The sequence below is a fragment of the Candidatus Poriferisodalis sp. genome (assembly GCF_965205175.1).
Classification (GTDB): Bacteria; Actinomycetota; Acidimicrobiia; order Acidimicrobiales; family Poriferisodalaceae; genus Poriferisodalis.
Genome location: NZ_OZ242038.1, coordinates 2,771,312 through 2,798,302, shown reverse-complemented (window position 1 = coordinate 2,798,302; position 26,991 = coordinate 2,771,312). Strand labels below are relative to the sequence as shown.

Annotated in this window: 18 protein-coding genes; 3 read left to right on the top strand and 15 right to left on the bottom strand. The window is 66.9% G+C overall.

The genetic code is table 11. The features are described from left to right. Positions 1–148: 148 nt before the first annotated feature. Positions 149–613, bottom strand: a complete 465-nt coding sequence (locus ACOGI4_RS12030; protein WP_419841905.1) for a hypothetical protein — start codon at positions 611–613, stop codon at positions 149–151. On the opposite strand from ACOGI4_RS12030, the gene ACOGI4_RS12025 reads away from it, so the two are divergent. Then, the gene (locus ACOGI4_RS12025; RefSeq protein WP_419841904.1) at positions 600–2,963 is read left to right on the top strand and encodes a hypothetical protein; all 2,364 of its coding nucleotides are present in this window, start codon (positions 600–602) and stop codon (positions 2,961–2,963) included. The genes ACOGI4_RS12030 and ACOGI4_RS12025 overlap by 14 nt on opposite strands. Positions 2,964–3,605: 642 nt before the next feature. Here ACOGI4_RS12025 and ACOGI4_RS12020 read toward each other — a convergent pair. From ACOGI4_RS12020 to ACOGI4_RS11980, 9 genes are all read right to left on the bottom strand, one after another. After that, on the bottom strand, positions 3,606–4,877 hold the full coding sequence (locus tag ACOGI4_RS12020) for a citrate synthase (protein WP_419841903.1): 1,272 nt from the start codon (positions 4,875–4,877) through the stop codon (positions 3,606–3,608). Positions 4,878–5,016: 139 nt separating this feature from the next. After that, positions 5,017–6,354: an acyl-CoA carboxylase subunit beta gene (locus ACOGI4_RS12015; protein ID WP_419841902.1), complete on the bottom strand. Its 1,338-nt coding sequence runs from the start codon at positions 6,352–6,354 to the stop codon at positions 5,017–5,019. Positions 6,355–6,437: 83 nt separating this feature from the next. After that, complete coding sequence (locus tag ACOGI4_RS12010) at positions 6,438–7,355, bottom strand: LysR family transcriptional regulator (RefSeq protein ID WP_419841901.1); 918 nt, start codon at positions 7,353–7,355, stop codon at positions 6,438–6,440. Between the two features lie 406 nt (positions 7,356–7,761). After that, the gene (locus tag ACOGI4_RS12005; RefSeq protein ID WP_419841900.1) at positions 7,762–10,041 is read right to left on the bottom strand and encodes an aconitate hydratase; all 2,280 of its coding nucleotides are present in this window, start codon (positions 10,039–10,041) and stop codon (positions 7,762–7,764) included. An 87-nt stretch (positions 10,042–10,128) separates the two neighbouring features. Continuing rightward, positions 10,129–11,223 (bottom strand): class I SAM-dependent methyltransferase, encoded by a 1,095-nt coding sequence (locus ACOGI4_RS12000; RefSeq protein ID WP_419841899.1) that lies wholly within the window; start codon positions 11,221–11,223, stop codon positions 10,129–10,131. 126 nt (positions 11,224–11,349) lie between these two features. Then, positions 11,350–12,555, bottom strand: a complete 1,206-nt coding sequence (locus tag ACOGI4_RS11995; RefSeq protein ID WP_419841898.1) for a D-alanyl-D-alanine carboxypeptidase family protein — start codon at positions 12,553–12,555, stop codon at positions 11,350–11,352. Between the two features lie 167 nt (positions 12,556–12,722). Beyond that, entirely contained in the window at positions 12,723–13,721 is a 999-nt protein-coding gene (locus tag ACOGI4_RS11990; RefSeq protein WP_419841897.1) for a lysophospholipid acyltransferase family protein, read from the bottom strand. Between the two features lie 4 nt (positions 13,722–13,725). Further along, positions 13,726–15,315 carry a lactate racemase domain-containing protein gene (locus ACOGI4_RS11985; RefSeq protein ID WP_419841896.1) on the bottom strand — a complete coding sequence of 530 codons (1,590 nt, stop codon included), beginning with the start codon at positions 15,313–15,315 and terminating at the stop codon, positions 13,726–13,728. A gap of 91 nt (positions 15,316–15,406) precedes the next feature. Beyond that, entirely contained in the window at positions 15,407–17,881 is a 2,475-nt protein-coding gene (locus tag ACOGI4_RS11980) for an HAD-IB family phosphatase (protein ID WP_419841895.1), read from the bottom strand. Between the two features lie 288 nt (positions 17,882–18,169). Here ACOGI4_RS11980 and ACOGI4_RS11975 point away from each other — a divergent pair, with 288 nt between their 5' ends. Both ACOGI4_RS11975 and ACOGI4_RS11970 read left to right on the top strand, forming a co-directional pair. Then, the gene (locus ACOGI4_RS11975) at positions 18,170–19,153 is read left to right on the top strand and encodes a translation initiation factor IF-2 N-terminal domain-containing protein (protein ID WP_419841894.1); all 984 of its coding nucleotides are present in this window, start codon (positions 18,170–18,172) and stop codon (positions 19,151–19,153) included. Between the two features lie 106 nt (positions 19,154–19,259). Beyond that, positions 19,260–19,778: a macro domain-containing protein gene (locus ACOGI4_RS11970; protein ID WP_419841893.1), complete on the top strand. Its 519-nt coding sequence runs from the start codon at positions 19,260–19,262 to the stop codon at positions 19,776–19,778. Positions 19,779–20,023: 245 nt separating this feature from the next. Here the strand turns inward: ACOGI4_RS11970 and ACOGI4_RS11965 are convergent, their stop codons facing one another. The 5 genes from ACOGI4_RS11965 to ACOGI4_RS11945 all read right to left on the bottom strand — a co-directional run bounded on the left by ACOGI4_RS11965 (position 20,024) and on the right by ACOGI4_RS11945 (position 26,974). Further along, the gene (locus ACOGI4_RS11965; protein WP_419841892.1) at positions 20,024–21,463 is read right to left on the bottom strand and encodes an HNH endonuclease; all 1,440 of its coding nucleotides are present in this window, start codon (positions 21,461–21,463) and stop codon (positions 20,024–20,026) included. 519 nt (positions 21,464–21,982) lie between these two features. Then, positions 21,983–23,143: a hypothetical protein gene (locus ACOGI4_RS11960; RefSeq protein WP_419841891.1), complete on the bottom strand. Its 1,161-nt coding sequence runs from the start codon at positions 23,141–23,143 to the stop codon at positions 21,983–21,985. Continuing rightward, positions 23,140–24,270 carry a hypothetical protein gene (locus ACOGI4_RS11955; protein WP_419841890.1) on the bottom strand — a complete coding sequence of 377 codons (1,131 nt, stop codon included), beginning with the start codon at positions 24,268–24,270 and terminating at the stop codon, positions 23,140–23,142. Before ACOGI4_RS11955 ends, ACOGI4_RS11960 begins: the two co-directional genes overlap by 4 nt. Positions 24,271–24,477: 207 nt before the next feature. Further along, positions 24,478–26,205 (bottom strand): Mur ligase family protein, encoded by a 1,728-nt coding sequence (locus ACOGI4_RS11950; protein ID WP_419841889.1) that lies wholly within the window; start codon positions 26,203–26,205, stop codon positions 24,478–24,480. Positions 26,206–26,272: 67 nt separating this feature from the next. Then, complete coding sequence (locus ACOGI4_RS11945; RefSeq protein ID WP_419841888.1) at positions 26,273–26,974, bottom strand: alpha/beta fold hydrolase; 702 nt, start codon at positions 26,972–26,974, stop codon at positions 26,273–26,275. Positions 26,975–26,991 lie beyond the last annotated feature (17 nt).

Below are 26,991 nucleotides of genomic sequence, written 5' to 3'. Positions count from 1 at the left end.
TGGCGGCTGGGGTGGTGTTGGTGCCGTCGTCGGTGGGGGGTCAGGGTTCGTCGGGGCCTGCGGCGCCGACGGGGTTTGTGATGGTTGGTGTGTTGGGTGGGGTGCAGTTGTTTTGGGATGATCCTGGGGACAGCAGCATTACGAAGTATCAGTATGCGACGGGTTCGGACAACTGGTTGGACTTGCCTAACACGGACGGGTCGTCGACGTCGGCGGCGCTGTCGGGGCTGTCGGGGACGGTGCGCATGAAGATCCGGGCGTTCAGTTCGGTGGGGGGCGCGGCGACTAATGTTCGTGCGACGGTGGTGCCCACATCGGTGCTGACGGTGTCGGTGGCGCCTGCGACGGTGGCGGAGGGCGATTCGGGGACGGTTGATGTGACGGTTTCGGTGACGTTGCCGGCTGCGGCGCCGTCGGGTGGCGCGACGGTGACGTTGAGCCGTGTGGAGGGGGGCGGCGACAAGGTGACGTGGAACACGAACACTTCGGGTTCGACGTCGTGCAGTGCGCCGTCGCCGGCGTCTGCTGATGTGTGCTGGCCGAACGGGGTGTCGTTCCCGATCGCGCAGGGCAACACGACGGGGTCGATGGTGTTCAAGGTGAGGGCCGACACGGTGCAGGAGGCCGCGACGGAGTATCTGATCTTGCGGGCGGATGCGACGCCGGGCAATGTGCGCGGCTATGCCCGCCTGCTCGTCACCGACGACGACGGCGCGAATGATCCGTTGCCGGCGAGGCCTGCCGGGTTCTCGGTGTTCGGTGTGGTGGGCGGGCTCGGGATGTATTGGCATGATCCGGGGGACAGCACGATTACGAAGTATCAGTATGCGACCGGTCCCACTTGGGGTTCGGCGACTCGTTCGACGGACTGGAAGGACTTGCCGGGGACGGATGCGTCGTCGACGGAGGCGACGTTGTTGTCGGCGTCGTTCACGAACGAGACGTACATCAAGATTCGGGCGGTGAACGCGAACGGGCCGGGCCCGCAGTCTTTTTTGGACTCAGGAGAGTCGGCGAGTTCGGTGATGACGATGACAGTGTCGCCGGCGAAGGTGACCGAAGGCAATTCGGGGACGACGGATGTGACGTTGTCGGTGACGCTGCCTGCTGCGGCACCGGCGGGCGGCACGACGGTGACGATGCAGGGGCTGTCGGTGACGGCGCCGGCGACCGCGAAGTGGAACTCCAATTACACGCCGGCGACGTCGTGCTCGGCGCCGGAGCCCGCCGATGCGGATGTCTGTTGGCCGAACGGGGACAAGATCACGATTGCTGAGGGGCAGACGGAGGGCTCTTTGACGTTCGGCGTGCGCGGGGACACCACGCAGGAGACAGCGATCGAGTATCTGGTGCTGCATCCCTATGTCGGTGATTTGAGGGGCGTGGCGCGTCTGCTGATCGCGGACGACGACGGCGACAACGTCCCGACCACCACCACCACTACGACCACAACATCAACGACCACCACGACTACGACAACGACGACCAGCACTACGACTACGACGACACCGCCGACTACCACCACTACGACTACGACGCCGGCGACGACAACAACCACAACGACCACCACGACCACGACCACGACCACTACGACTACGACGGCGCCGCCGACTACTACGACCACTACTACGACCACGTCGTCGACGACGACGACGACGGTGCCGGTGCCTGCGAAGCCGACGGGGTTGTCGTTCAGTCGGCGTGGCAGCACGAACACGTTCGATGCGTCGTGGACGAATCCGAACAATGCGTCGATCACTCGGTGGGCGTATCGGTGGGGGACTCCTGCGGGGACGAAGTCGTCGTGGAGGAATGTGCCGGGTTCGGGCAGTTCGACGACGTCGTTGGCGTTCAGTCCGCCGTCGGGGATCACTGCGGGCAGGTGGAGGTTGCAGATTCGGGCGCGTAACGCGAGCGGGCTGGGGCCGGTGTCGTCGTGGGCGTCGTTCACCGTCCCCACCACCACCACAACAACCACCACGACCACCACCACCACCACGACGACCACAACAACCACCACGACTACGACACCGCCAACTACGACTACGACGACGGCACCGACGACCACCACTACGACGACGACCACGGCGCCGACTACGACTACGACATCGCCGACTACGACGACTGCTGCGACGACCAGCACGACGACGACGGCGCCGCCGCGGTCTTCGTCGGGTGGAGGCTCCGGCGGCGGTTCAGGCGGCGGCGGGGGTGGCGGCTCCGGCGGTTCTGGTGGTGTGGTGGTGTCTGGGAGGCCGTGGCAGCCGTCGGGGGTGCGGGTCGTGTCGGGCGGCGGTGTGCTGTTGGTGTCGTGGTCGGTGCCGGGGGGCGGTGCTTGTGAGGCGTCGGGGTTTCTGGTGCGGGTCCGAGAACGGCTTCGTGGCGGCGGGTCGGGTGTGGGGCGTGTGGTGGCGGAGTCGCTGGTGCTGTCGGGCACCACGAGCTGGCTGGTGACCGGCCTTGACCCCGGGATGAGCTACACCGCGGAGGTGCTGGCGTACAGTGCTGTGTGCTGGAGTTTTTCGCTGCCGGTGACGCGCGCGTTCGCTGTGACCGCGGCGGGCAGGCCGCCGGTTCCGCCGAGGCGTCCGTTGATGAGCCCGATGCCGGTGCGAGAACTGAAAGTGGACACCGGCAAGCCGGGTCGGGTGACGGTCACCTGGACGAAACCCGCGGCCATGCCCGATGTGCAGCGTGATGTGCGTTGCGCGTACACCCGTGCGGGTGTGCCGCATTGGGTGAAGACCGTCCGTTACGCCTATGAGGTGCGCAATGTGACCACCGGCGAACGCGTGGGGGCGGGCGCCTTCGAGTCCGCCGGCCCCGCTCTCACTCGCACCGTGAGTCTCACCGGCCATGCGGCAGGCGCCGGTTATCGGCTGCGGGTCAGCGTCGTGGCCTATTCGGAGACCTGCAAACGCTGGTCCGCGATACGCCGCGTCTTCTGGTGGACCACCCCATAACCCCCCCCAGCACCGCCAGCAAGCTCACACCGCCGCCGCAGCAAGCCCACCGCACGCGGAGCGCAATGGGACCGGCTTCGGCGAGCAGCACGATGGGCGCGAGACACAGCCCGACCGCCTAGGGCGAACGGTCACACCAGCCATAGCGGAAAGAATGCACTCAAGCAGCGAACAGCCGACCGGTGCCAGTTGTTGGGGGGGCACCTGATCTCTCCGGCGGGGGCGGAATGTTGCCAAGGAAACGGTGAACGACCGAGCAGCATCTGTAGCACGGAGCCGGCGGCCATGTCAGCCACAGCGGTGCATGGGCAGCGGAGCGGCTAAGGACCGACCGGTGACCGCTGTGCGGGGCGAGTGATGTCACCGGTGAGGGCGGAGTGTGGGCAGGGGCCTCCGCGCGCAGTTCTGCGACGCCACGCACCCCGCGCGTTCAACAGATGCGTCGCAGCTGTTTGAGCACGGAGGCCCCTGCCCTCGCTCCGCCCGGACGAGACGTTGCTGGAGGCCCCTGCCCTCGCTCCGCCCGGACGAGACACAGCCGACAGTCGCGCTCGCAGCTGTGCTGTCACCCACCCCGCGCGTTCAGCAGATGCGTCGCAGCCGACAGCATCTCCTGCTCAAGCGCCGACTGAGCGATGCCAGCTAGCGAACGTCGATCGGCAGGTAGTCGCGCATTGCTGGCCCGGTGTACTTCTGGCGGGGCCGGTAGATCTTCTGTTCGGGATCGCCGAGCATCTCCACCCAGTGCGCCAGCCACCCAGGCGTGCGCCCGATAGCGAACAGCACGGTGAACATGTCCAGCGGGAAGCCCATCGCCTCGTAGATGAGACCCGAGTAGAAGTCCACATTCGGATACAGCCGCCGATCCTTGAAGTACGAGTCGCTGAGCGCAACGTCCTCGAGCTTCATCGCGATGTCCAGCAGCGGGTTCGTGCCGGTCACCTTGAACACAGCGTCAGCGGTCTCTTTGATGATCTTGGCGCGCGGGTCGTAGTTCTTGTACACCCGATGTCCGAATCCCTGCAGCAGAACCTCGCCGGCCTTGGCTCGTTCCACGTAGGCCGCGACATTGTCGAAGCTGCCGATCTGGTGCAGCATCCGTATGACCTGCTCGTTCGCTCCGCCATGGAGTGGCCCGTACAGCCCGCAAGTGGCCGCCGCCACCGCCGAGTACGGATCGGCCCGGCTGGAGCCGACTGTTCGCATCGTGGTGGTCGAGCAGTTCTGCTCGTGGTCGGCGTGCAGGATGAGCAGCACGTCCAGCGCTCTGGTGAGTGTCGGGTCGGGCTCGTAGTCGGGATCGGCCACATTCCACATCATCCGCAGGAAATTCGCCGTGTAGCTGAGGTGGTTGACCGGGTATTCGTAGGGCAGGCCCACTCGATTGCGGTAGGTGAATGCCGCCATCGTGGGCATCTTGGCCATCAGTCGGATGATCTGCACCAGGCGGGTGTAGGGATCGTCGATGTCTTTCGCCTCGGGGTAGAAGGTGGACAGCGCAGCGATGGTCGAGACCAGCGTGCCCATCGGGTGGGCGTCATAGCGGAAGCCCTTGATGAAGCGCGTGATGTCCTCGTGGACGTAGGTGTGGAACGTGATCTGATGAATCCACTCGGCGGCTTCGGCTTCGGTCGGCAGGTCGCCGTGTATGAGCAGGTAGGCGACTTCGAGGAAGCTGGACTGCTCGGCGAGCTGCTCGATGGGATAGCCGCGGTAGCGCAGCACGCCGCCGTCCCCGTCGATCTCGGTGATCTTCGAGTTGCAGTTGGCCGTGGACAGATAGGCAGGGTCGTAGAACCACAGGCTCGGATCCAGCTCGCGCAGTGCCGTTGCGGAGATGGTGCCGTCGACCACCGGCACGGTCACCGAGTCGCCGGTCCGGTTGTCGGTGATCGTGAAGCTGTCCTGCGTCATTCGTCCCCCTTGTTCATGCCGCCGAATGTACCCAACGCGTCGCCGCGACGCGGTGCATGATCTCGGCCGTCCGGCCAGGCTGCGCGCCAGCGTGACGCACCGGCGACACCACGGTCACGCGCCGAACGGCACGCGCCGGTTACAGGGGGGCGTTGTCGTGGCGACGCCGCGGCAGCCGTTCGCGCTTGGTGGCCAGCATCCCGAGCGTGTCGATGAGCTCGCGACGGGTGTCGGCGGGGTCGATGACGCCGTCGACGTAGCCTCGTTCCGCGGCGACATACGGGTTCAGGTACGTGTCCTCGTACTCGGCGACGTACTGTGCGAGCTGGCTTGCATCGGCGCCGCGGCGGAGGATCTGGGCCGCTTGGGAGGCACCCATGACGGCCAGCTCTGCACTGGGCCACGCCAAGTACACGTCGTTGCCCATCGTCTTGGAGTCCATCACGATGTAGGCACCGCCGTAGGACTTGCGCAGCACCACCGCCACCCGCGGCACGGTGGCGCGGGCGTAGGCGAAGGCCAGTTGAGCGCCGTGGCGGATCATGCCGCGCCATTCCAAGTCCTTGCCAGGGTAGAAACCTGGCGTATCCACCAAGGTGACCAGCGGCAGGCCGAACGCATCGCAGAGATTGACGAAGCGAGCGCCCTTCTGGCTGGCGGCGATGTCCAGGGTGCCGGCGACGCTCATCGGCTGGTTCGCCAGCACACCTACCGACCATCCGCCCAGCGAGGCGAAGCCCGTGACGAGATTCGGCGCCCATTGCGCCCGCAGCTCGGTGAGCCAGCCGTTGTCGACCAGCTCGACGATGATGTCGCGCACGTCATAGGCGCCCGTCGGCGTGCCGGGCAGCAGTTCGCCGGCGCGTGGAGTCGGACGTCCACGCGGATCACTCGTGCTGATACGCGGCGGCAGCTCGTCGCAGTGCGACGGCAGATAGCTCAGAATTTCGGTGAGCTTGTCGAGCACCGCATCGGCGTGGGTGACCGCCGATGCAGTACCCGAGGCGGTGGCATGTATCGGGGCACCGCCCAGCTCGTGCGGCCCGATGGCCACGCCGGTCATCTCGCGCACCGGAACTGGTCCGCTGACGAACGCGCATGCGTCGTCCGACATCACCACGGCATCGGCCAGTCCGATCAGCAGGGCGATGCCCGAGATGGCCTGTCCCTGCACACCGGCCACGACCGGGACCACGCCCGAGCACTGCACGAGCACGCGAGCGGCCTCACCCCATCCGTGCAGTGCAGCGACGCCGTGGTGCGCGTCCGCGCCGCTGGACGACAGCATGAGCACGACCGGCAGCCGCTTGGCGAGCGCAGCTTGCAGGCCGGCGACGATGGTCTCGCTGTCGGCAGGCGACAGGGCACCGCGCCGGTGGGCACTGTCGGCGGAGATGAGCATGGCTGCCCGCTCCCCGATGGTGGCGATGCCGGCAGTGACGTGCCCGTGCGCGCCGGCGCGCAGCTGCAGGTCCACTGCTAGGAGGTTATGGCTCGTGCGGGGGAGTCATGGGCCGACTTTTCCGGCGTCTCCGGCCTAAGCAGTTCGGGATCGCCGGCTTACGCAGCTGTGACTCCTGGGATGCGGCGCGACACGCGCTGTATCACCGTGCGAAGGATGTCGCGCGCGGCGGCAGCCGGCGCAGACAGCATGCCGCGTCGACGGCTTGCCAGCGCAACCCGGCGAGGAGGCAGATCGGCAACGGTCAGCACGCTCCAGTCGCCCCGCTCGGTCCAAGCCGGGATCGACGTGATGGGCACAATCGCGGGGCCGTAGCCTTGGAAGGCCAGCGTGGCGGTCAGCCGGATCCCGTCGAGCTGCGCCATGGTTCGCAGCGTCACGCGCTGTCGGGCCGCTGCCGTGTCGATGAGCGCACGCATGACCGAGCCGGGCGGCCCGAGCAGCAGCTCGTGCTGCTCGAGTTCGGCGAAGTGTACTTCCCTGTCGCCGAGCGCTGCGAGCTCGTGGCCGGCGGGCGCGATGACGACGAACTCTTCGGTGAACAGCGGGGTCGCCACCAGTTCCTCGTGCTCGAGCGGGGCGTTCACTACCGCGAGATCGAGTTCGCCGCCTCCGAGCAGGCGAGTGAGCGCCAGCGTGGTCGAGTCGACGACGGTTGCGTCGACGTCTGGGTGCCGTCGCCGGAGTTCGTCCAAGAACGGCGGCAGCAGCCAGCGTCCGGGCGTGCCGATGATGCCCAGATGCACGTCGCCGGTCACGTGCGAGGTCATGGACGCCACGTCGGCGCGCATGGCGGCGATCTCGCCGTTGATGCGCTTGGTGCGCGCGAGCACCACTTCGCCCTCGGGTGTCAACGACCCGACTGCGCGATCCACGAGCACAGCGCCCAGCTCCTGCTCGAGCTTGGCGACATGGCTGGACACGTTCGACTGCACCGTGTGCAGCGCACGCGCCGCTGCGGAGAATCGGCCGTGCGCGGCCACTGCCGCGAGCGCGTCGAGATACTTCAAATCCATCAGGCCCACACTAGCAGTGCCGACTCTAATCCATCGCTCAAAGAGATTGAGATTATCTGTGCTAACTGCCGGTCAGATAGCGGGAGGCTGGGTAGCTTGATCATTGAGCGGTCACCCCAAGCCGCTCCACATATCGCACCGCCGCACGGTGTCCCCCCACCCAGGCGGGCGATTGCCGGTTCGGAGTCCCCCCTCTCCGGCCGGCAACAGGTCGAAGCGTACCCCACGCCGAGCGACCTTTGCGAAGGAGCCGGCCCAATGAACGGGCCGGCTCCCTCGCGTGCTGGACTACTTTGGCTTCGACGACCATGGCTGGCGCCGACGAGCATGGCATTGCCTGCGTCGCTTGCTCCGCGCTGTCTGCTCAGAGCGGCCTGCTCAGCACTGCCTGCTCGGCGCGCCCCGGTCAGCGCCTCTGTCGGATGATGTTGAGCGCGGCGCCCGCCTTGAACCACTCGAGCTGGTCGTCGCTGAAGGTGTGGCGGGCCTCGAACGAGATCGTGTCTCCCGACGGCTTGTGTACTTCCACCTCGACGGGCTGCCCGGGTGCCAGCTCCGCGAGCCCGAGGAACGAGAGCCGGTCGTCCTCGTCGATGCGGTCGTAGTCGGCAGGCGCCGCAAAGGTGAGCGGCAGCATGCCCTGTTTCTTGAGATTGGTCTCGTGTATGCGCGCGAAACTGCGGCACAGCGCAACCAGGCCGCCCCGGAAGCGAGGTTCCATGGCGGCGTGCTCGCGGCTTGAGCCTTCGCCCATGTTCTGGTCGCCGATCACCACCCAGTTCACGCCGGCAGCGTGATAGGCCTCGGCAATCTGCGGGAACGGCTGGGTCTGGCCGGTCAGCTGGTTCTTGCCGTGCCCGACGTCGTAGCCGTCGAAGGCGTTCACAGCGCCGAGGTACAGGTTCCCGGAGATGTTCTCGAGATGCCCCCGGTAGCGAAGCCACGGACCGGCCATCGAGATGTGGTCCGTGGTGAATTTGCCCTTCGCCTTGACCAGCACGGCCAGGCGGTGGTAGTCATTGCCGTCCCAGGCCTCGAAGGGCTCGAGCAACTGCAGGCGGCTCGACGTCGGCGAGACCCGCACGTCAACGCTGCGACGATCCGTCGGCGGGGCCACGAATCCGCTGCGGCCCGGGTCGAAGCCGTCCGGCGGCAGCTCTACACCCACCGGCGTCGGCAGTGTGACCGGTTCTCCCGCATCGGTGTGCAGCACGCCGTCGACCGGATCGAAGTCGAGCGTGCCGGCCAGCGCCAGCGCCATCACGGTCTCGGGCGAGGTGACGAATGCCAGTGTCGCGGCGTCGCCGTCGTTGCGCTTGGGGAAGTTGCGGTTGTAGGACGTGACGATCACGTTCGGCTGGCCCGCCACGTAGTTCTCGTCACCGGAGCGGTCCCACTGGCCGATGCACGGCCCGCAGGCGTTGGCCAGAACCACCGCCCCCAGTGCCTCGAAGTCGCCGAGCAGCCCGTCGCGCTCGATCGTGGCGCGTATCTGCTCCGAGCCAGGGGTCACCAGCAGTTGAGTTCGCGCCCGCAGACCCTTCGCTGCCGCATCCCGGGCGATCCCGGCGGCACGGGTGATGTCCTCGTAGCTGGAGTTGGTGCAGCTGCCGATGAGCGCCGCGCTGATGCGCAGCGGCCATCCTTCGTCCCGAGCCTCCGCGCCCAGCGCGGGCACCTCGCGGGCACGATCGGGGGTGTGCGGGCCGTTGATGTGGGGCCGCAGCTGCGACAGGTCCAGCTCGATGACCCGGTCGTAGTGCGCAGCGGGGTCGGCCATGGCTTCGTCGTCGGGCCGCAGGTGCTCAGCGACGGCGTCGGCAGCAGCGGCGACCTCCGCGCGGCCGGTGGCCGACAGGTACCGGGCCATCGCTGCGTCGTAGCCGAACAGCGAGGTCGTGGCGCCGATCTCGGCACCCATGTTGCAGATGGTTGCCTTGCCGGTAGCGCTCAGCGACTCCGCTCCTGGGCCGAAGTACTCCACGATCGCGCCGGTGCCGCCGGACACGGTGAGGATCTCCGCCACCTTCAAGATCACGTCTTTGGGGGCGCTCCAGCCGCTCAGCTCGCCGGTGAGGCGCACGCCGATGATCTGCGGCCAGCGCACGTTCCACGCGAAGCCGGTCATCACATCGACGGCGTCGGCGCCGCCCACGCCGACTGCCAGCATGCCCAGCCCGCCAGCGTTCGGCGTGTGACTGTCGGTCCCGATCATCATGCCGCCAGGAAATGCGTACTGCTCGAGCACGACCTGGTGGATGATCCCGCTGCCCGGCTTCCAGAAGCCCGCGCCGTAGCGAGCGCACACGCTCTCGAGAAAATCGTAGACCTCTTCGTTGCTGTCGGCCGCTGCGAGCAGGTCGCGCTTGCCGTCTTCGCGGGCTTCGATGAGATGGTCGCAGTGCGTCGTGGTAGGCACCGCCACCTCGTCCAGCCCCGCCGTCATGAACTGCAGCCACGCCATCTGCGCCGTGGCGTCCTGCATGGCGACGCGGTCGGGCGCGAGGTCCACGTAGGAGACGCCCGTCACGAGTTCTTGGCGACGGTGGGAGAGGTGCGCGATGAGGATCTTCTCGGACAAGGTGAGCGCGCGTCCGAGTTGGTCGCGGCCGTGTGTCACGGCACCCGCCAAGCCGGCGTATACCGCTTCGATCAGCTCGATCGGCGTGCTCGCGTGAACGGCCATTCGCCCTCCCGTGTTTCTCTGTCGTTGCCAGTAACTCGGTTGCCTTGCTTGCCCTCCAAACTACGGCCCGGACTTCCGGCCCGGACCTCAAGGCCGAACTTCGTAGTAGAGGTTCGCGGCGTCGTTGAAATCGTGCTCGGCGAAGCGTGTGAAGCCGGCGGCCGTAGTCATCTCCCGCGCTACCTGCGGATGCAGACCCAGCGTTCCCAGTCCCATGCCGTCGGGCTCGCTCAGCGCGGACTGCAGGCAGCTCGTCACCGAGAAGCCGTAGAACATTGCCAGCATCGGATTTCGTCGGTCCAGCTCGAAGTCGCCCTTCGAACGGATGTCCTTGATGAGCAGCGTGCCGTCGCCGTCCAGCGCGGCCCGGATCGCTCGCAGCGCCACGTCCGGTCGGGGCATGTCGTGGAGGCAGTCGAAGGCGAGTGCTAAGTCTACATCACCGGTGGCAGGCACCTCGGCGGCAGCGGCCTCGACGAAGGTGGCGTTCGCCAAGCCGTGGCTCTGGGCTCGCTCCTGTGCTTGGCGCACGGCGGTGCCCGACGGATCGAGACCCACGACTTCGGCATTCGGCCACTCCTGTGCGATCAGGCATGCCGACACGCCGGCGCCACAGCCAACGTCGAGCACCTTGGCGCCCCGTTCCAGCTTGGCTGTCACGCTGTCGAGACCGCTCAGGATGACCGAGGTGAGGTTCTGGCGGCTGAAGGGCCCGGTGGTGCGTGCCAACCCGGCAGCCGCACGGGGACCCTGCTGCTCGTAGGTCATCCCGATGCCGGTGCGGAACGACTCCAGGATCAACTCCAGCGCGTCGTCGCCGAGCCCTCCACGAAATGCGCCCATGGCAAAATGCAGCGAACCCTCTTCGTCGACCAGCAGCGCCTCGGCTTCCGGCGACATCGTGAAGGCACCGTCGTGATGCTCGACGAGGCCGCCCGCCGCGACGCCGTACAGCCACTCCCGCACCAGCCGCTCGGAAAGCTCGGTCGCCGCCGCGAGATCATGGCTCGTGGCGGGCTGCGCTGCGGCGAGGGCCGCGAACAATCCCAGCTGGTCGCCGATGTGCAGCAGCGCCGACACCATCTCGCCCTTCTTGTAGGTCCATACCTGGAACGAGAATTGCTTCAGGCGGTCGGGATCGACTTCGCGTCGCTCCGCAGTACGAGTCGCAGCAGACGTCATCGTGGCCACATGGTCATCGGGGTCACGTTACTGCGGCACTGCGGCCAAGTAATTCGGCCAAGTAACTCTGACAGCGCAGCTGCGCATAGCGCGCAGCCGGCGGTGACGGGCAGCCGGCGGTCACGGTCAGCCTGCGCACAGTGCATCTAGGGTGCGGAGCGGTTGGTGGAAGCACAGGATCGCCTCTACGCCGACGTAGGTGAACTCCCACGGCTCGGGCACCGGGCCTTGCCGGCCCCCGTCGGGCGGGTAGCTCGGAATCCAGCCATGCCGCTTGGCGTTGGCGAAGTTGTCGTCCGACAGCCACCGATAGGCAGGAGAGCTGCCGAAGTGGCGATAGCCGACTTGGCCGATGTCGATCGCATAGCCCGTGTGGTGCTTGGAGTAGCCGGGCGGTGCCGACAGCTTGAGCCGTTCTGCGAGGTCGCCGAGCACATACGGCGCCCGCAGCGGCCGCAGGAACACTTGGCGCTGGTACTCATGGCCCCGGTAGGCCGAGTCAAGCCTCAGCGCGAAGCCGTGGTCGGCGGCGTCTTGGCGCAGTGCTCGCCACGCTGCGGCAGCGGGTCGCTGCAGCGCAAGCCCGTCGTCGATGAGCAACATCTGCGCGTTGTCGGCGGGCAGGGGCCGACGCTGGTAGCCGCGTTCGGTGGCCACGGCGCGGATGCGCGCGTCCAGCTCGGCCGAATCGGTGATCGTCGGCAGGGCCGAGATCGGCAGCAGGTTGGCCAGTGTCGCCGTAGTGAACAGTGCGTTGAATTCCGGACCGGTGAAGTGCGGGAATGTCAGCGCTTGCGCACCCGCGGGAACTGCGGGCGTCGGATCGCGCCAACGCGACTGGGGTTCGTCGACGGTCGCCTGAGGTGCCGACGGTGCGATCATCGGCTGTTCGGCCGTGGCTTCCGGTGCCGAGATCGACGCCCCGAGCGCTCCGGTGGACACCAAGCTCGTCAACCCGAAGATCACCGTTGCGATCGCCCAGCGGCAACTCTGCCAGCGGGGCTGCGATGCCAGCCGTCCCGAGCTGGCTGCCGACTGCTGACTGCCGGTTGCCGGTGGTCTGCCAATCTCGCTGTCCGGCGGAACTTCGGTGCGATTGTCCAACAGTCCGGTGTCTAACAGTTCGGTGTCCAACAGTCTGGTGTCCAACAGTCTGGTGTCCAACAGTCCGGCTGCTGGCTGACCTGTTGCAGCGCGTCCGACCGCCAGCAGTCCGTCTGACCGGTTTCCGTCGGCAGCGAGATCCGACATGGCGAGTTCCAAGGTGCCGTGAGACGGGGTGCCGCGGGCTGACGTGATGTGAGCTGAGGCCGTCATCACGATCCAAACCACACGATCCGAACGATACGAGCGCCCCGGCAGAGCACCGCGAATCGGTGAGGCAGACGACGCCTGCGTCCGGCTGAACAGGTGGCTGTTCACGCAACACCTTGGGCTGCTTGGTACACGGGGCTGCTTGGTGCTGCCTGTTTGCTTGCTGTTTGGTGCTGCGTGCAGCGCTACACGAAGGGCCAGCGATGCTTGGCGGCTGATCGCCCTGCGGCACGGTCCGACGATGCGGGCTCGGTCAGCGCCCAGCGGCGGCGCCAAGCCGACACCGCAGGACCCTTGAGGTCGGGGCTGTCGGCACTGTGCAAGCGCCGCCGAGCAGCGAACCAGTTCCCCGTGGCGGTCTCGTCGGCGAGACTCTCCACTGCGGCTTGCAGCCGGTGCGTGAAGCGTCGATTGTTCTCCTCCGCACCGAAGCTCAGCGGACGGCCGAAGTTGACCACGGCGCTGGCTCGCTTGGGCCAGGCACGGCCCTTGCGCAGAATGTCGAAGGTGCCTCGGATGTGTACTGGCACCACCGGCACGCCGGCTCGTTTGGCCAAGAATGCCGCGCCGGGGCGGAACTGCTGGCCCCAACCGTCGCGGGACCGGCCTCCCTCCGGGTAGATCACCAGACTCCAGCCATTGCGCAGCAGCGCGACGGCCTTGTCGATCGTGCGGCGGTTGAGTGCGGTGCGCTCGATGGGAATGGCGCCGACGAACAGCGCGGAGATGGTCGAGGTCACTCGATTGCCGAAGAAGTAGTCGGCTGCGGCGCCGACCACGAGTCGATTGCACCACGGCTCAGGGATCGAGGTGATGATCACCGCAGTATCGGCGTGACTCTGGTGATTGGCGGCGAACACCGCCGGCCCTTCGAGTTCGCTGAGACGATCGACCCCTTTGATCGTGGGCTGGGCGTAGTAGCGCACGAGCGCGCGCGCCACCGTGTCGCGCGCCGCCCGTCGTGCAACCCTGGCCGGGAAGCGCCGGGCCCAATCGGTGTCGTAGTTCGGCCCGCAGTGAGTCGGCAGCGGTGCATGACCACGGGGGGCAACAGCAGCCCGCAGCGGGAATTCGGCGCCGCGCAGGATGCGCGTCACCGAGGCTCGCTTGCGCCGGCTGCGCTTGGTGCTCAGATGCGACAGCTCCCGCTGCCCAGACTTCTGTCCAGCCATCTGCTCAGCCATTTGCTCAGACTACGTCGGCCATCAGCATCGGCGGATTGTGAATATGGGTGATCGACGGGTCGCGTCCTACCACGTCGGTCGCCATCTCGAGCGCGTCACGCAACGTGGTAGCGCACCGGAATCCCAGGCGAGCCACCGCCGCGCTGTCGCCGCCCACGATGATCACCCCGCCCACATGCTCGAGCGCGTGCGCACACCAGTACCACATGTAGAGCGGATGTACGCCGTGGTAAGCGTATGACGTGCGGTACAGGTGCCGATACCACTCGTCTTCCGCATAGCGCCGCTCGTACCGATTCTCGATGACGGCTGGATCGGTGCTGTCGGCAAGCACCTCTTCGAAGAAGTCGATGTAGCTGGGGTGATGTACGGGGTGGAACTCCCACGGAGTGGGGTGCGTCATGATCACAACGCCGCCGCGCCGCACCAGCGGGCGGCCCCGGTACATGTTGAAGAAGTACCCGAGGCCGAGGCAGGCCACCAGGATCGGATTCATGATCGAGTTGACGTTGTAGGGGCACAGATAGGGCAGACCCATCGTCAGCACGTCGGTTTGGCCTTCTACCCGCACGAGATGTTGGCGGTAGACGTGCTCCAGCGTCTGGCGGTGAACCGCTTCAACCTCGCCTGCCTGCACCGAAGTCAGTCCGTACGGCGCTCGGATGCCGTGGAAGATGCGTCGGGCCTGGCGGCGCGACATCAGGTCCAGCGCCGTCTTGGTTCCCATCAGCATCATCCGGTCACGTGCGGTCATCTCCCACTCGCGGCGCTGCAGGAAGCCGTACTGGGCGGGAAACGTGTCATTGTTGAGCGTCGTCTCGATCTGGAACACCTTGACGCCCGCTTCGGCCAGCAGGCGACCTTGACGCCAGTTGCGGGTGTGCAGCTCGGAGTGCTCCGGGTCCATGAACGACGTCGAATGGCGCATCGTGTGGACGTTGTGGTGGTGGCGCAGCGCGGTGTACGGCGACAGCCCGGTGGCGACGCTCTTGTGGCCGCCGTCCATCGACACCAGGTTGATGTTGACGTACACCAGCAGATCCGACTCTGCGGCCCGCTTGGAGATGATTGCTTCCTCGCCGGCTTCGGTGGTGCCCAGATGGGTGAGCGCGTCGGGGTCCTCGGCGTCGAAGTTGTAGAGCTGGCCGTGGGGGGCGAAGGCGTCGTAGACGCGATCGCCGACCGCGTGTCGCAGCTCCGCCTCGGTCATGCGGCGATGCAGCGCCAGCGCAGCAATCAACTCGACGTCGTCGATGCCGGCTGCGGCGGCCAGGTCCAGCACCTGCTCGATGATTCGGCCGCGGATGTCGGGGGCGACCATCGGCGGCAGCGGCAAGGAGACGTCGTCGAAAGCAATCGTCAGCTTCATGCCTGGTCGCATGTAGGAGGCGAGCGGCTCGCGGTCTCCCAGCGGATTCGCCAGAGCCTCGCTGATGGCCAGTTCGGGATCGCGCACTGGTTCCAGCGGCTCGTTGGGGTACACGACGCGGCTGCCGATCGGCAGCTTCTCCAACCGGAGTCCTTCGCCGTGGTGGAAGAGAATCGGCGGAGTCGTGCGGTCGACCTCCAGTACGAGGCCTCTGCGGGCAGTCATGGTGCAGTCACTCTGAAGTCATAGTGCAGTCGCGGCGAAGTCAGAGTGCACTGCGAAGTCATAGTGCAGTCACGGCAGCCACGCGACGCCGTCATGGCAGGTGTGGCCCGGTCGGCCCAGTCGGCCTGCCGCTGGTGGCAGCGCCGGCTCGGGCTCGGCGCGAGAGGTGCCGCGGGTCTGCGGTGCCGGAATCTCTGCGACCGGCATCTGTGCGGTGCGGCTGTCTGCGCCGGGGGACTCTGCGGTCGAACTTGGCGCGCGCACGGGACGGCGGGGCAATCGGCAGCAGCGGCCTGGGACCGCCAGGAGCGCGTTCCCAGTTCTCGCACAGCCACCCCCGCTTGTCGGCGATGGTCACGAGCCGGGTCTCGGGATTGACGGCGACCGGATAGCCCACCGCCTCCAGCATTGGCATGTCCGAGGCCGCGTCGGCATAAGCCACGCCTTGGGCCAGTTCAAGACCCTCTCGGGCGGCCCAGTCGACCATCACTTGGGCGCGCACCTCGCCGGTGGGCGGCACGTCGATCATCTCGCCGGTATAACGCCCGTTTCGGCTGTCGATGCGGGCCGCGATGATGTGGTCGAACAGCGGTGCCAGCGGCTGCACGGCCAACTCGAGCGCGCCGGTGATCAGCACCGTGCGATGGCCGGCTGCTCGGTGCTCACGGACTCGTCGAAGCCCCGCGGGGAATGCCTTGGTCAAGAACAGGTAGCTGAGCATCTCTGCGGCGTCGGCGTCGAGTCGGCTGACCGGTGCCCCCTTGTAGCGCCGGTAGAAGTAGCGCAGGAAGTCGGTGCGGTCGCGGCGGTCCCGTCGCCACAGCCCGGGTGCTTCTGCGAGGGTGCGCAGGGCGAAGCGCACCCGCTGGGGAGTGTCGAGCCGTCGGGTCGCCAGCCAGGCGTAGGTCTCGACGACGTTGCTGGCGATCAGGGTGTTCTCCAGATCGAACGCTGCGAAGTGGCGCTTGGGGTCCAGCACGGCGGACCGCAGTCGCTCGTTGCGGCTCGGCCCGGTTCGGGGTTGCGGCGTGGTCTTGACGCGTGCTTGGGTGATGACCGACGGCAGGTGTACTTCCGCGATGTAGGAGGCCCAGTCGATGACGCGGGGATCGAAGCCGAACGTGTCTCGGTCGGCTTGCGGCAGCGACTCCCACAGTTGCGTTGTGCGGTCGATTTCGTACAGTGCTTCGCACCTGCCGTAGGCGCCGTAGAGCAGTACGTAGTCGCGCATCTGCTCGAGGCTGGCCCGCCGCTTTGCGAGCCGGACGGTGACCTCGTTGCGGCCGCGTATCGGCAGGCGATGCACGACCTTCTCGGCTGCGTCGAACAGCGTCATGGCTCGATCGAGTTGTTCTTCGAGGCCGCTGGCACCGGCGAAGCGCCATTGGGTGCTGGCGGTGGGATGACCTTTGGCGTCGTAGACGGGATGGTCCTGGAACCACTGCATGGTCGTCTCGGTGAGCACCTTGAAGCGCAGCGGGTTGACTGCGCCCGATGCCACTTGGAAGATCTCCGGCTCGGGCACCGGCCCCCGTGCTGCGACCGCGATGATCGCGGCTGCGACCATGTCGACCGGGATCACGTCGATGATGCCCTCGGGGTAGCCCGGGAAGGTGTCGAGTTCGCCTTTCGCGAAGGACACGAACAGTGGCTCGGCCATGCGGAATCCGCGGATCCAGCCTGGTGAGGGTTCGGCGAGCGCCGATTCGATAATGGACGGGCGAACGATGGAGACCGGCACGTCGCCCCGCAGCTCCACCAGCGCTTGCTCGCCGAGCGCTTTCGAGTAGGTATAGACGTCGGGCCAGCCCAGCGAGGTGGCGCGGCTGCGGCCTGCGAGCACCATCTCGGCATCCACCCACTCCAGCCGCAGTTGCTCGGTCTTGGCGGCGAGCAGCGGCAGGCCGGCGGCGCCGAGTTCTTCGCGAGCTGCTCGATGCAGGCGGCTGAGCCGTTGCGGGGATCGACTGGCAGCGTCGAGATCGGCGCGTGCTCGCCGCGCAGCGGCTACTTCGGCCCGCCAGTCCACATCCATCGAGAAGGGCGAGTCCGCCAGGAAGGCTTCGGCCGCTGAGCCCCGCCGGTTCCCGGCCACGTAGCAGGTCGACACGGCGATGAAGTGCGGGGCGGTGCCTTCGCGCTGGCAGGCCTCGAGCAGGCGATTCGGTCCCAGCAGGTTGGTCTCGATCGATGTGTCGAGTGGGCTGTCGAAGCTGACGGTGGCGGCGGCGTGGATGATGACGTCGCAGCTGCACAGCAGCGTGAGATCGGCTGGGGCGAGCCCGAGCCCGTCGATGCCGACATCACCTGGCACGGTGGTGATTCGCCGGTTGCAGATGTCGTCGAAGTCGCTGTCCCACGCTGCACGGAGCCGCTCGAATGCCTCGTTGCGCAGGACCTCGCGCTGCACTCGGCGGTCTGGGTCGCCGCGGCGGCCCGGTCGTACTAGCAGCACCAGCTCGCAGTCAGGCACGCAGCGCAGCAGCCGCTCCACGAGCGCCGTGCCCAGAAAACCGGTGGCACCCGTGATGGCGATGCGCTTGGGTGCCAGGGCCTCGGCAATCACGGCGTGTTGTTTATCCCCAACGAGCCCCCGATGCGCGCTCAGCCCCACCGCACGCAGCCCGCGCTGATGCCGCGCGCTACTATGCGGCGCGCATGAGACGCGTGACTGCCGACATGCTCGCCGGCCCGCCGGAGCTGGGGCGCAGCGTGCTGGTGCGTCCATGCCAAGCTGCGCCAGCACCCTGGCGAGAATGCCCGCGGCCCACGATGCACCCGAACGACTGCGATACAGAGATGCGCTGCCGACTGCGCCGGGCTCTCGCACGATGTGTCCGACGGCCTAACGTAGATGGCTGCTGACAGCAGGAGCCACTGCGTGCCCAAGAAGGTCGGAGTTCACGAGCTATCCAAAGAGTTGGGCATATCGCTCAGAGAGTTGCTCGACACATGCGCCTCGCTGGGCATCAGTGTCAAAACTCACTCGTCCAGCATGAACACCCAACAAGCGGACAATGTTCGGGGCAAAGTCGCTCGTAACAGACTGAAATCTAGGGTTGTAGAACCGCAACAGCGAACGGAGCCTACGGTAGTCTCTGCCGCTCAGGCCAGAGCGTCGCAACCCGCTCTAGGCAATCGATCACTTGCTAAATTGAGGCAACAGCGAGCTTGTATCGTGCAACAGATTCCTGTCGGAATACCAGCCTGTAAGAGCTTGCGAATGTCCGACATTAGTGAGCTGTACCACATCACCCACTATCTCAACTTGCCTTCAATATTCGAACGAGGCATACTGAGTCGTAGTCTAGCTGAGCCGTACAAGCCAAAACAGATCGCTAACCCTGATGTGCCAAGTAAGCGCACCAATCGTACCCCGAAGATGTCGAACGGCGAGCCTGTGCGGCCACTAGATCAGTACGTTAGTCTATACTTCAATCCCAGAAATGCTATGTTGTATGAGGTCACTAGTAAGTATGGATTTGATGTGTGCATCTTATCGGTTTCTTTGAACACGTTTGAACGTCACAATGCTCTTGTGAGTGACGGGAATGCTGCGAGCGAGCGTACCAAGATCTATTCTGTGTCTACCGACTTTGTTCAGGTTTGTCCAGATTGCACTCTTCACAGGGGGTGGTGGAGAGACTTCGGTGAAGACAACGAAAAGGAGCTCAAACGTCGTATGGCGGCCGAAGTGCTGCTACCGAAGCCAATAGCGCCTTCGAATATTACGGCGATCAATGTCAACGACAGATCAACGTATCAAGCTGTTCGAGATATGGAATTGGGTCGAGACATCGTTTGTGGTCCCCAGCGACCTCAGCTCTTTTTCCGCTAAATCCATAATGTTATGCTCGGCAGATTCAAGTGACAGTAGAATCCTGCTGATTTGCGACGGTGATGTCTCCACGGCTGATCGTGAACACGTTGGGGTACAGACGTTGGTGAATACGGTCAACTGCGTCGGTGTGATGGGGAAGGGAGTCGCGCTCGCGTTTCGGGAACAGGAGCGCTTTGCGGCGATGTACCGTGACTATCGGCGGCGATGTACCAATGGCGAAGTGAAGCCCGGTGAGCCGTACATGTTTCCACCGCAATCTAGTGGCGCACTTGAGACTGTCGAACAACGAAGCTTCTTCGATCCCGGCGAACCAATGGCACCTGAAGTGCAGCCAGAGCCGTGGGTGCTCAACTTCCCAACGAAGCAGCACTGGCGGGGCAGGTCAAAAATCGAGTATATCGAGAACGGTCTGGCCCACCTTGAGCGACACTACGAAGAATGGAACATTACTTCGCTTGCTCTGCCCGCGCTCGGCTGCGAGAACGGCGGCCTGCGTTGGACTGTCGTCGGTCCGCTCTTGCGAGAACGGCTCAGCCAGCTGCGTATTCCAGTGTTCTTGTATCTGCCTCGGAACGTACCCGAAGAACAAGCCCGAGCGGAGTACGCAGCCGACAGTACTTGAGTGACAGCGAGCAGAATGAGCTTCTTGGCGGTATCGCTGTTCCTGCGCTCCTCTGGGCTCAGTTGCACGCCCGCTGCTCTGGTTGGCCTGGGTATTGCTTGGGGGCGCCGCGACCCATGCTCACTCGGGCGGCGCTCGGCTCACAGCGTCCGCGGTTGTGCCGGTGTTGGCTGAGGGCCCTGCGGGCGGTTCGCGCGGCGGCTGCTTGGTTGCCGACCTCTCGCTCGGTGCCTCAGTTCGTTCGTTCATGCGGGCGGCGCTCGGCTCGCAGCGTCCGCGGTTGTGCCGGTGTTGGCTGGGGGCCCTGCGGGCGGTTCGCGCGGCGGCTGCTTGGTTGCCGGCCTCTCGGTTGATGGAGTTGCCGGGCTTGGCCGCCGCGCGGCTGATGCCCGTTTGGCCGGCTGTGCGGCTGATGTCTGTTTGGCTGGCTTCGGTTTCTCGGGTAGGACTGTGTCTGGTGGGGGTATGTCGGGTGGCTGGAGCTGGTAGCGGCCGGTGTTGGGGTTGCGTTCGACGGTGAAGCCGTGTTGGTGGATGTTGTGCTGATGACAGCGGTGGCAGACCGACACCAGGTTGTCGAGATCGGTGTTGCCTCCGTGCTGCCATTCGACGATGTGATGTGCGCTGCACTGCTCCGGGGCTGTGCCGCAGCCGACGCAGCCTTGATCGCGTACTGCGAGCGCGCTGCGCTGCAGTTCGTTGGCTGAACGGCGGCGTCGGCCCATGCGCAGGTCCCCGGTGGCCTTGTCGAAGATCGTCGGGAGGATGCCTGCGTCGACGGCGATCTTGGCAATCTCGGAGATCGGCACCGGTGTGCCGTTCGCGAGCCTCGCGTTGGCGAGCTGCTGGTTCACGGCGTCGTAGTCGGCGACGAGCACCAAGGAGGTGCCGGCAGGGCGTGCTGCGTCGGGTTCGCAGATCAGTTTGGCGATCGCGTCAGCGGTGTGCTGAGCCGGAGTCACCTGAGCTTCGGGGCCTTCGTTAGCCTTGGGGTCTGTACTGCAGAACATACGGCTGGTTGCGGCGTCGACGGCTGCGGCGATGCGGGCGCCGGTGATCGGGTCGAACTGGCCGTTCACGACGGTCATGCCGGTGTCACGGTTGGTGAACACCCGTGCCGCAGGCTGACTGCGCTGACGTTCGAGCAGCGAGGCACCGTCGTCGCCGCTGCGGTCAGCGACGTGTCGGGCGACCGTGCGACGGAACTCGTCATGGCTCTCGCGCTTGGCGCGCCCGACCAAGTACTGCTCATTGACCGGCACGTCGCCGGCGGCACTGGTGATCATCTGGGCATGCCCCGCAGGAACTGCGCCCGACACCAGACCGTCACGGGTCGCCGTCAGCTCGCTCAGCGCTGCGGCGGTCTTGACATCGCTGCGCGCCGAGCGAACCGACACGGAAAGCGCCTGCGCAGCGGTGTGGCCTGCTGCGGCCTCGCCTTCACGAGCGGCGAGCGCGTTCAGCGTGTCCGCCTTGGCTGCGGCGAGCTGCGATTCGGCACGACCGATCTCGGCCAGCCGCAGCCGCAGGCCATCGGCATCCAACGCGGGCACGTCCACCCGTAGCCACCGACCCGACAGCGCACCTGAAGCAGCTCGTGCACTCGGCGCAGCGACGCCCGCGGTACGGATGCCATGACGCCGTCCGCCACCGCCAAGACCCGGATCGTTGCCGCCGATCGACATAGCAGCAACCGTAGGGAGGGGGTGTGACACGGTCATCGGCGTGCCGCTGCTGGCTGACGTGCTTGGTCGCCCGGTATCGCTTGGCCCGCTTGAGGGCGCAGGCTCACTGGTGTTGCGCGTCTCGGCATCACAGTCGTAGCGATGGGCGCCGTCGCTGGTCATGTACGTGAATGTAGGGAGGGGGTGTGACACTGTCGGCCACGCACTGGTGTCGGCGGGCTCACCCCGCAGCACAGTGGCACAGCGCAGCACAGTCCTGTTATGAGACTTCCGCAGCAACCGAGTACGACGAGAAGGCAGTTCGGCAACACCGCGCACGATGACGCGTAGCACGCGAAGCGCTTCCTCTTGGGTGTCGAGCACACGGGGCGTCGAGCGCAGCGCTGGCCATCATGGCCGTCACTCCCATCGAAGCCGGACCGCCGTTTGCTGGCCGCGATTGCGTCCGACTTCGTATCGGCTCAGTACTGAAGCTGGGCCGCCACTTGCCGGCAGCGCTACTGCCGACCTCGTATTGGCTCAAGGCTCAGGTTCGGCGGCGGCGAGTTCTGCGAAGAGGCGGGCGCAGGCTCGCACGGCTCTCCATCCGCACGACAGCGCGAAGCGTTCGTAGTCGCTGCCCGGCGGGCCGAAGGTGGCGAGGTCGCGGCACGCAAGAGCGTCGGCGGCACCGCAGCGGTCCCACAGCTGGTCCAGGTAGCTGTCGTCGCCGGGCGGCGGGTTCTCAGGGGAACGACCGGCCAGCGCAGGCGGAGGGCCGTCGTCGCCTACCAGCAAAGCGCAGTCGCGGGTGGTGCGGCCGCCGCAGGTCCACCCGAAGCTGGCGTAGACCGAGCCTCCTGGCGCAGACAGCACCAGCTGCGCGCACCCACGGCTGCTGCCCCCGCCGCAAGCCCGCCACCAGCGGTCCAAGTCGGGAATCGTGCCCGGAGCGGCAGAGTCGGGGTCAAGCTCGAAGCCCAGCAGCCCGGCGTCGGCACCGCGGTCGCCGAGCAGCACGCTGCAGTGCAGATTCTCGCGCCCTCCGCAACTGAAGGCGAACGCCTCGTAGTCGCTGCCCGCCGGCGACGTGAACAGCAACGAATTGCAGGCACTGGCACTGCCTTGCCCGCACTGGGTCCACAACTCGTCCAGTGCAGCATCGTCGCCGGGCGGAGCGTCGTCGGGGTCATAGAGCGCAGGCGCACGCACCAATGATGCGGGCAGTGTGACGTCGCGCTGCTGCGCGGGGGAGCGCACCTGGCGGATTGACGGCGCACTGTCCGAATGCACATTGTCCGACTGCGCATCGTCTGCCTCGTCCCCCGTCGTGGGAGGGTCGCTGCGCAGCGCGCAGACATCCCGTGCGATGTCGGCGAGCGGCTCATCGCCAGGGTCGAGCGGCAACGACAGCTCCGCCGGGTCGCTCAAGCCCAACGCAGCAGCCAAACGCTCGCGTTCGCACATCGTGAGGTCGCTGCTGCGGTCCGACTCGCCGCCGGCGCCTGCGTCCCCCGAACCGCTGCATGCCGCCGAGAGCACGACTGCTGCCGCACACCCGATGAGCGCCCGACGCAGCGGCACCCGATTTGCGGGCCCGATGAGCGCCCGGCGCAGCAGCACCCGAGGCGCACACCCGATGAGCGCCCGGTACAGCGCCACCCATGTCGCAGGCTCGATGAGCGCCCGGCGCAGCGTCACGCGAGCTTCGCGGCGATCGACCCCACGGAGCGCAGGGCAGCGCCGTCGGCACCGTGGGTCACGAAGCGCCGAGCCGGCGCTGCCAGTGCTTCAGCGATGAGATCGTCCAGCAGATCAACGAGGCTGTCGCCCTCGTGGGACCAGAAGTACCAGCTCAACGAGCCGGGGATCGGGTTGATCTCGTTCAGCCACAAACCGCTCGGATCATCCGCGCCGTCCCACAAGAAGTCGATGCGCATGACCGACCGGGCCATCACCAGACCGGCCACGGCAGTCGCCGCATCGCGCAGCGCCTCGGTGATCTGCGGCGGCAGGCTGGCCGGCAGCTCTCGGGGGGCAGTCGCCATGCCGCCTCCACCCGTCAGGTACTTCTGGTCGTAGCCGTAGATGGAACTGTCGTCGCGCAGCGGTCGCTCCACGGCGCTCAGTCGCAGCTGCGGCCAGGTCCGCACCGAGACGTTCAGGTCGACCACCTCGCTGAGGTAGCGCTGCACCACCGCACCGTCGCGCAGCAGCGGTGATGACTTCGCGAGCGCGCGCGCTGTCGCGAGGTCAGCCACGATCTCGATGCCGATCGAAGATCCGCCGTGTCGCGGCTTGACAATCAACGGTCCCTGCGCCAACGCGTCAATGGCGCCGTCGCGGGGCAACTGCTCGGTGAGCAGCCACAGCGGCAGCGTGTGGAGTTCGGCTGCCTGCGCCGTGCCCGCGAACGCCAGCTTGTCCATGCAGAGCGCGGCGCTGTGCTGCTTGGGACCGGTGTAGGGCAGCCCCGCGAGGTCCAGCAACGCCGACAAGCCGCCGTCCTCGCCAGGGCCGCCGTGGCAGCAGTTCACCACCACATCCACAGGCACCGGGCGACGGCGTCGTTCAGCGCGGACGAACCCGCCATTGGGGCCTGTGGTCAGCTCGACGGCAGATGCCGAGCGCGGCAGTCCTTGGGAGAAGGCGGAGGCCTCGATGTCGGCAGGCACTTCGTGCCAGGCACCGACTGGCGACCAGTACAGCGCCACCGGGTCGCGCCCGGCGTCGGTGAGCGCATGCACCGCCTGCAGTCCCGTGAGAACCGAGATGTCGTGCTCCGGCGACGGGCCGCCGAAACACACGCCGGCGCGAGTCATTGGCATCTCACGAGCGAACGTTGGCACACAAGCACGCCTGTCATGTTCTCACGGGATACCCAAGAACGGCACGCGCAAGGCCGGGGCGCGTCTGGGCGGATTGCGCACCCGCGGGAGTGCGCGGCGATGGTGGGTGCCGATGGCAGAATGCGCACGGACGGCGCGCGCAGCCACGATGCACTCATGGACGGCGCTCCTGTGGGCAGCATGCGTTCAGGGATAGTGGTCGGGAAGATCGTTCTCGTAGAGCACTGCGTCACCGTCGCCCAAGTGCTTGCGCACCCAGCGAACGGCCGCCTCGCGATCCTCCATGCAGCGGATCGTGGCGCGCTCTGTGCTGCGGTCATGCACGAGGCTGCGGGCGGAGCGTCCTCGCGTGGCGCGCCGCGCAGTCGCAGCGTCCCAGCTGGCTGCGCCGCCCAGCAGGGCCGTCCGGTTGGTCCGGCCCACGATGAGCACGTCGTCGGCAACCCGCGCGGCCAGTTCGCCGAAGCGACGGTTCTCGCTCGCTTGCGTGCGTCCGAGTTCGACCATGCCCGGCGTGACCACGACTCGCCGCTCCGCCTCCGTGCTGGACAGCATCGACAGCGCAGCGCGTGCCCCGGCAGGGTTGGAGTTGTAGGTGTCGTCGATCACCATGACGCCGCTGGGGCTGCGCACGGCAGTGCGGCGATGCTCGGGCGCAGACAGTCCGGCGAGGCGACCCGCGATGTCGGCATCGGACACCCCCAGCACCGATGCCGCGGCAACGGCGCACGCCACGTTCTCCGGTGCCGCGTCGCCGAGCGGCACGGCGGCGATCGTCCTGCCGAACAACGTGACACGCGGCGCAGTGCCGGCCGCCTCGTCCGTCGCAGCAGCGGGAGTGTGCATGTGCGAGCCGCTGCGGTCGTCGAGGCCACCGTCGTCGGGACCGTCGCAGTTGTCGAGCAGCAGCTGCGCCTCGGCGGTCGCAGCACGCGCAGCCGGCTCCGTGCCGGCGGCGAGCACGGTCACGTCGGCGCTTGGATCGCGCGCCGAGCACCGAATGACGCGTAGGCCTGAAGCCGCCAGACGGTCCGCTTCTGCTGCCAGTCCGTACGCGTCCACATTGAGAATGGCCGTCCTGCTTGTGGCGAAGATCTCCGTCTTGGCAGCCACGATGCGCTCGAGGCTGCCGAAGCGTTCGAGATGGACGGGGCCAATCGAGGCCAGTATCGACACCGACGGGCGCACCCAGCGTGTCATGGCCGCGATCTCCCCGGCGGCGAAGGTGCCCATCTCGGCGATGAACACCTCGGTGCCGGCCGCTAAGTGCTCGTTGACGGTGCGACAGATGCCGGCGGTGTTGTTGAAGCTGGCCGGCGTGGCCACCACGGAACGAGAGTCCTCCAGCAGCTGGCGGAGGTATCCCTTGATGGTGGTCTTGCCGTATGAGCCTGTCACCGCCACCCGCACCGGATCCACGTGATCTAGGCGCTGGCGGGCCCGGCGCACCCAGCGGCGCGACAGCACGGCTTCGAACGGTGCGAGCAGCGCCAGCGAGGCGTCCACCCATAGCGGCATGCCGAACAGCAGCACGGCGACCACCGGTGATGCCAGCCCGACCAGCAGCCCGACGCCGACCAGCACCGCCCACAGCACTGCCAGCGTCGTTGCCACCGTCGCCAGCCGTCGTGTCCAGGCCAGCGGGCCGGTCCGTCCGCGCAGGCCGAGACCGTGCGGACCGGCCGCCACCGCCGCCGCTGTGAGCGCCGGCGCCCACCAGAATGCCCCGCTCAGCACGACGCCGGCGACTGCCAGCAGCGACAGCGAGCGGTTGTGCCAGCCGAGCAGCCACCAGCGCCGTGCAAAGCGTGAGGCGCGCCCGATGCCGTAGTGCTCGCGCTGAGCGACGCGCAGCCAGCGGCAAGCGCCGAGCGCACCCGCCGCCACCGAACTCCACAGAACGATCTGGTTCATCAGCGCTGCCTCATGGACGCAATCTCACGAGCACAGTCTCACGAGCGCGGGTCTCACCGGCACTGGTCTATGAGCACTCGGCAAGCCGCTGCCGGATCGTCGATGCGAGCGCGTCCGGGGCCTCGGTCGGCACGAAGTGGCCGACTCCGTCGAGCACGCTCAGCCGTGCAGCTGCCAGCATCGAGCATGCCCGATGCGCAGTCTGCACCGGCACCGCGTCGTCGTCGCGGCCCCACACCAGCTCGACGGGCTGCGCGATGCGCGCCAGATGGGTTTCGTAGCTCTCGTTGACCGCAGCGACGAGCACCGAGCGCATGACCCCTGCAGCAGCGCGGTAGTCGGCGCTGCCGTAGCGCTGCCGCGCCCGCTCCATCGCGTGCTCTCCGAGCATCCCGCGCCGATGCAGGCCGCGCAGGAGCCGGTAGCCGACGGGAGGCTTCGCTGCAGCGCGGTCGCAGCGCCGCAGCAGCGGAACGCCGCACAGCACCAGTGCCGCAACCACATCGGGCCTGCGAACCGCCAGCTCCGCGGCGATCCGGCCGCCGAAGCTGTGCCCCACCACGACGACGCGTGCTGCACAGTCCTCCAATATGGGTTCCACCAAGTCGGCGTATGCAGCGGCGCCGCCGGCTTGTGCTGGGGCCGGGCTGGCACCGAAGCCTGGCAGGTCGAGCGCGATGGCATCGAGGCCGTCGACGCAACCCAGCCAGTCCCGATGCGTGCGACCCCATCCGTGCAAGCACAGCACTGCGGCGGGCGCAGTCCCCACCTGGCAACCGAACAGGG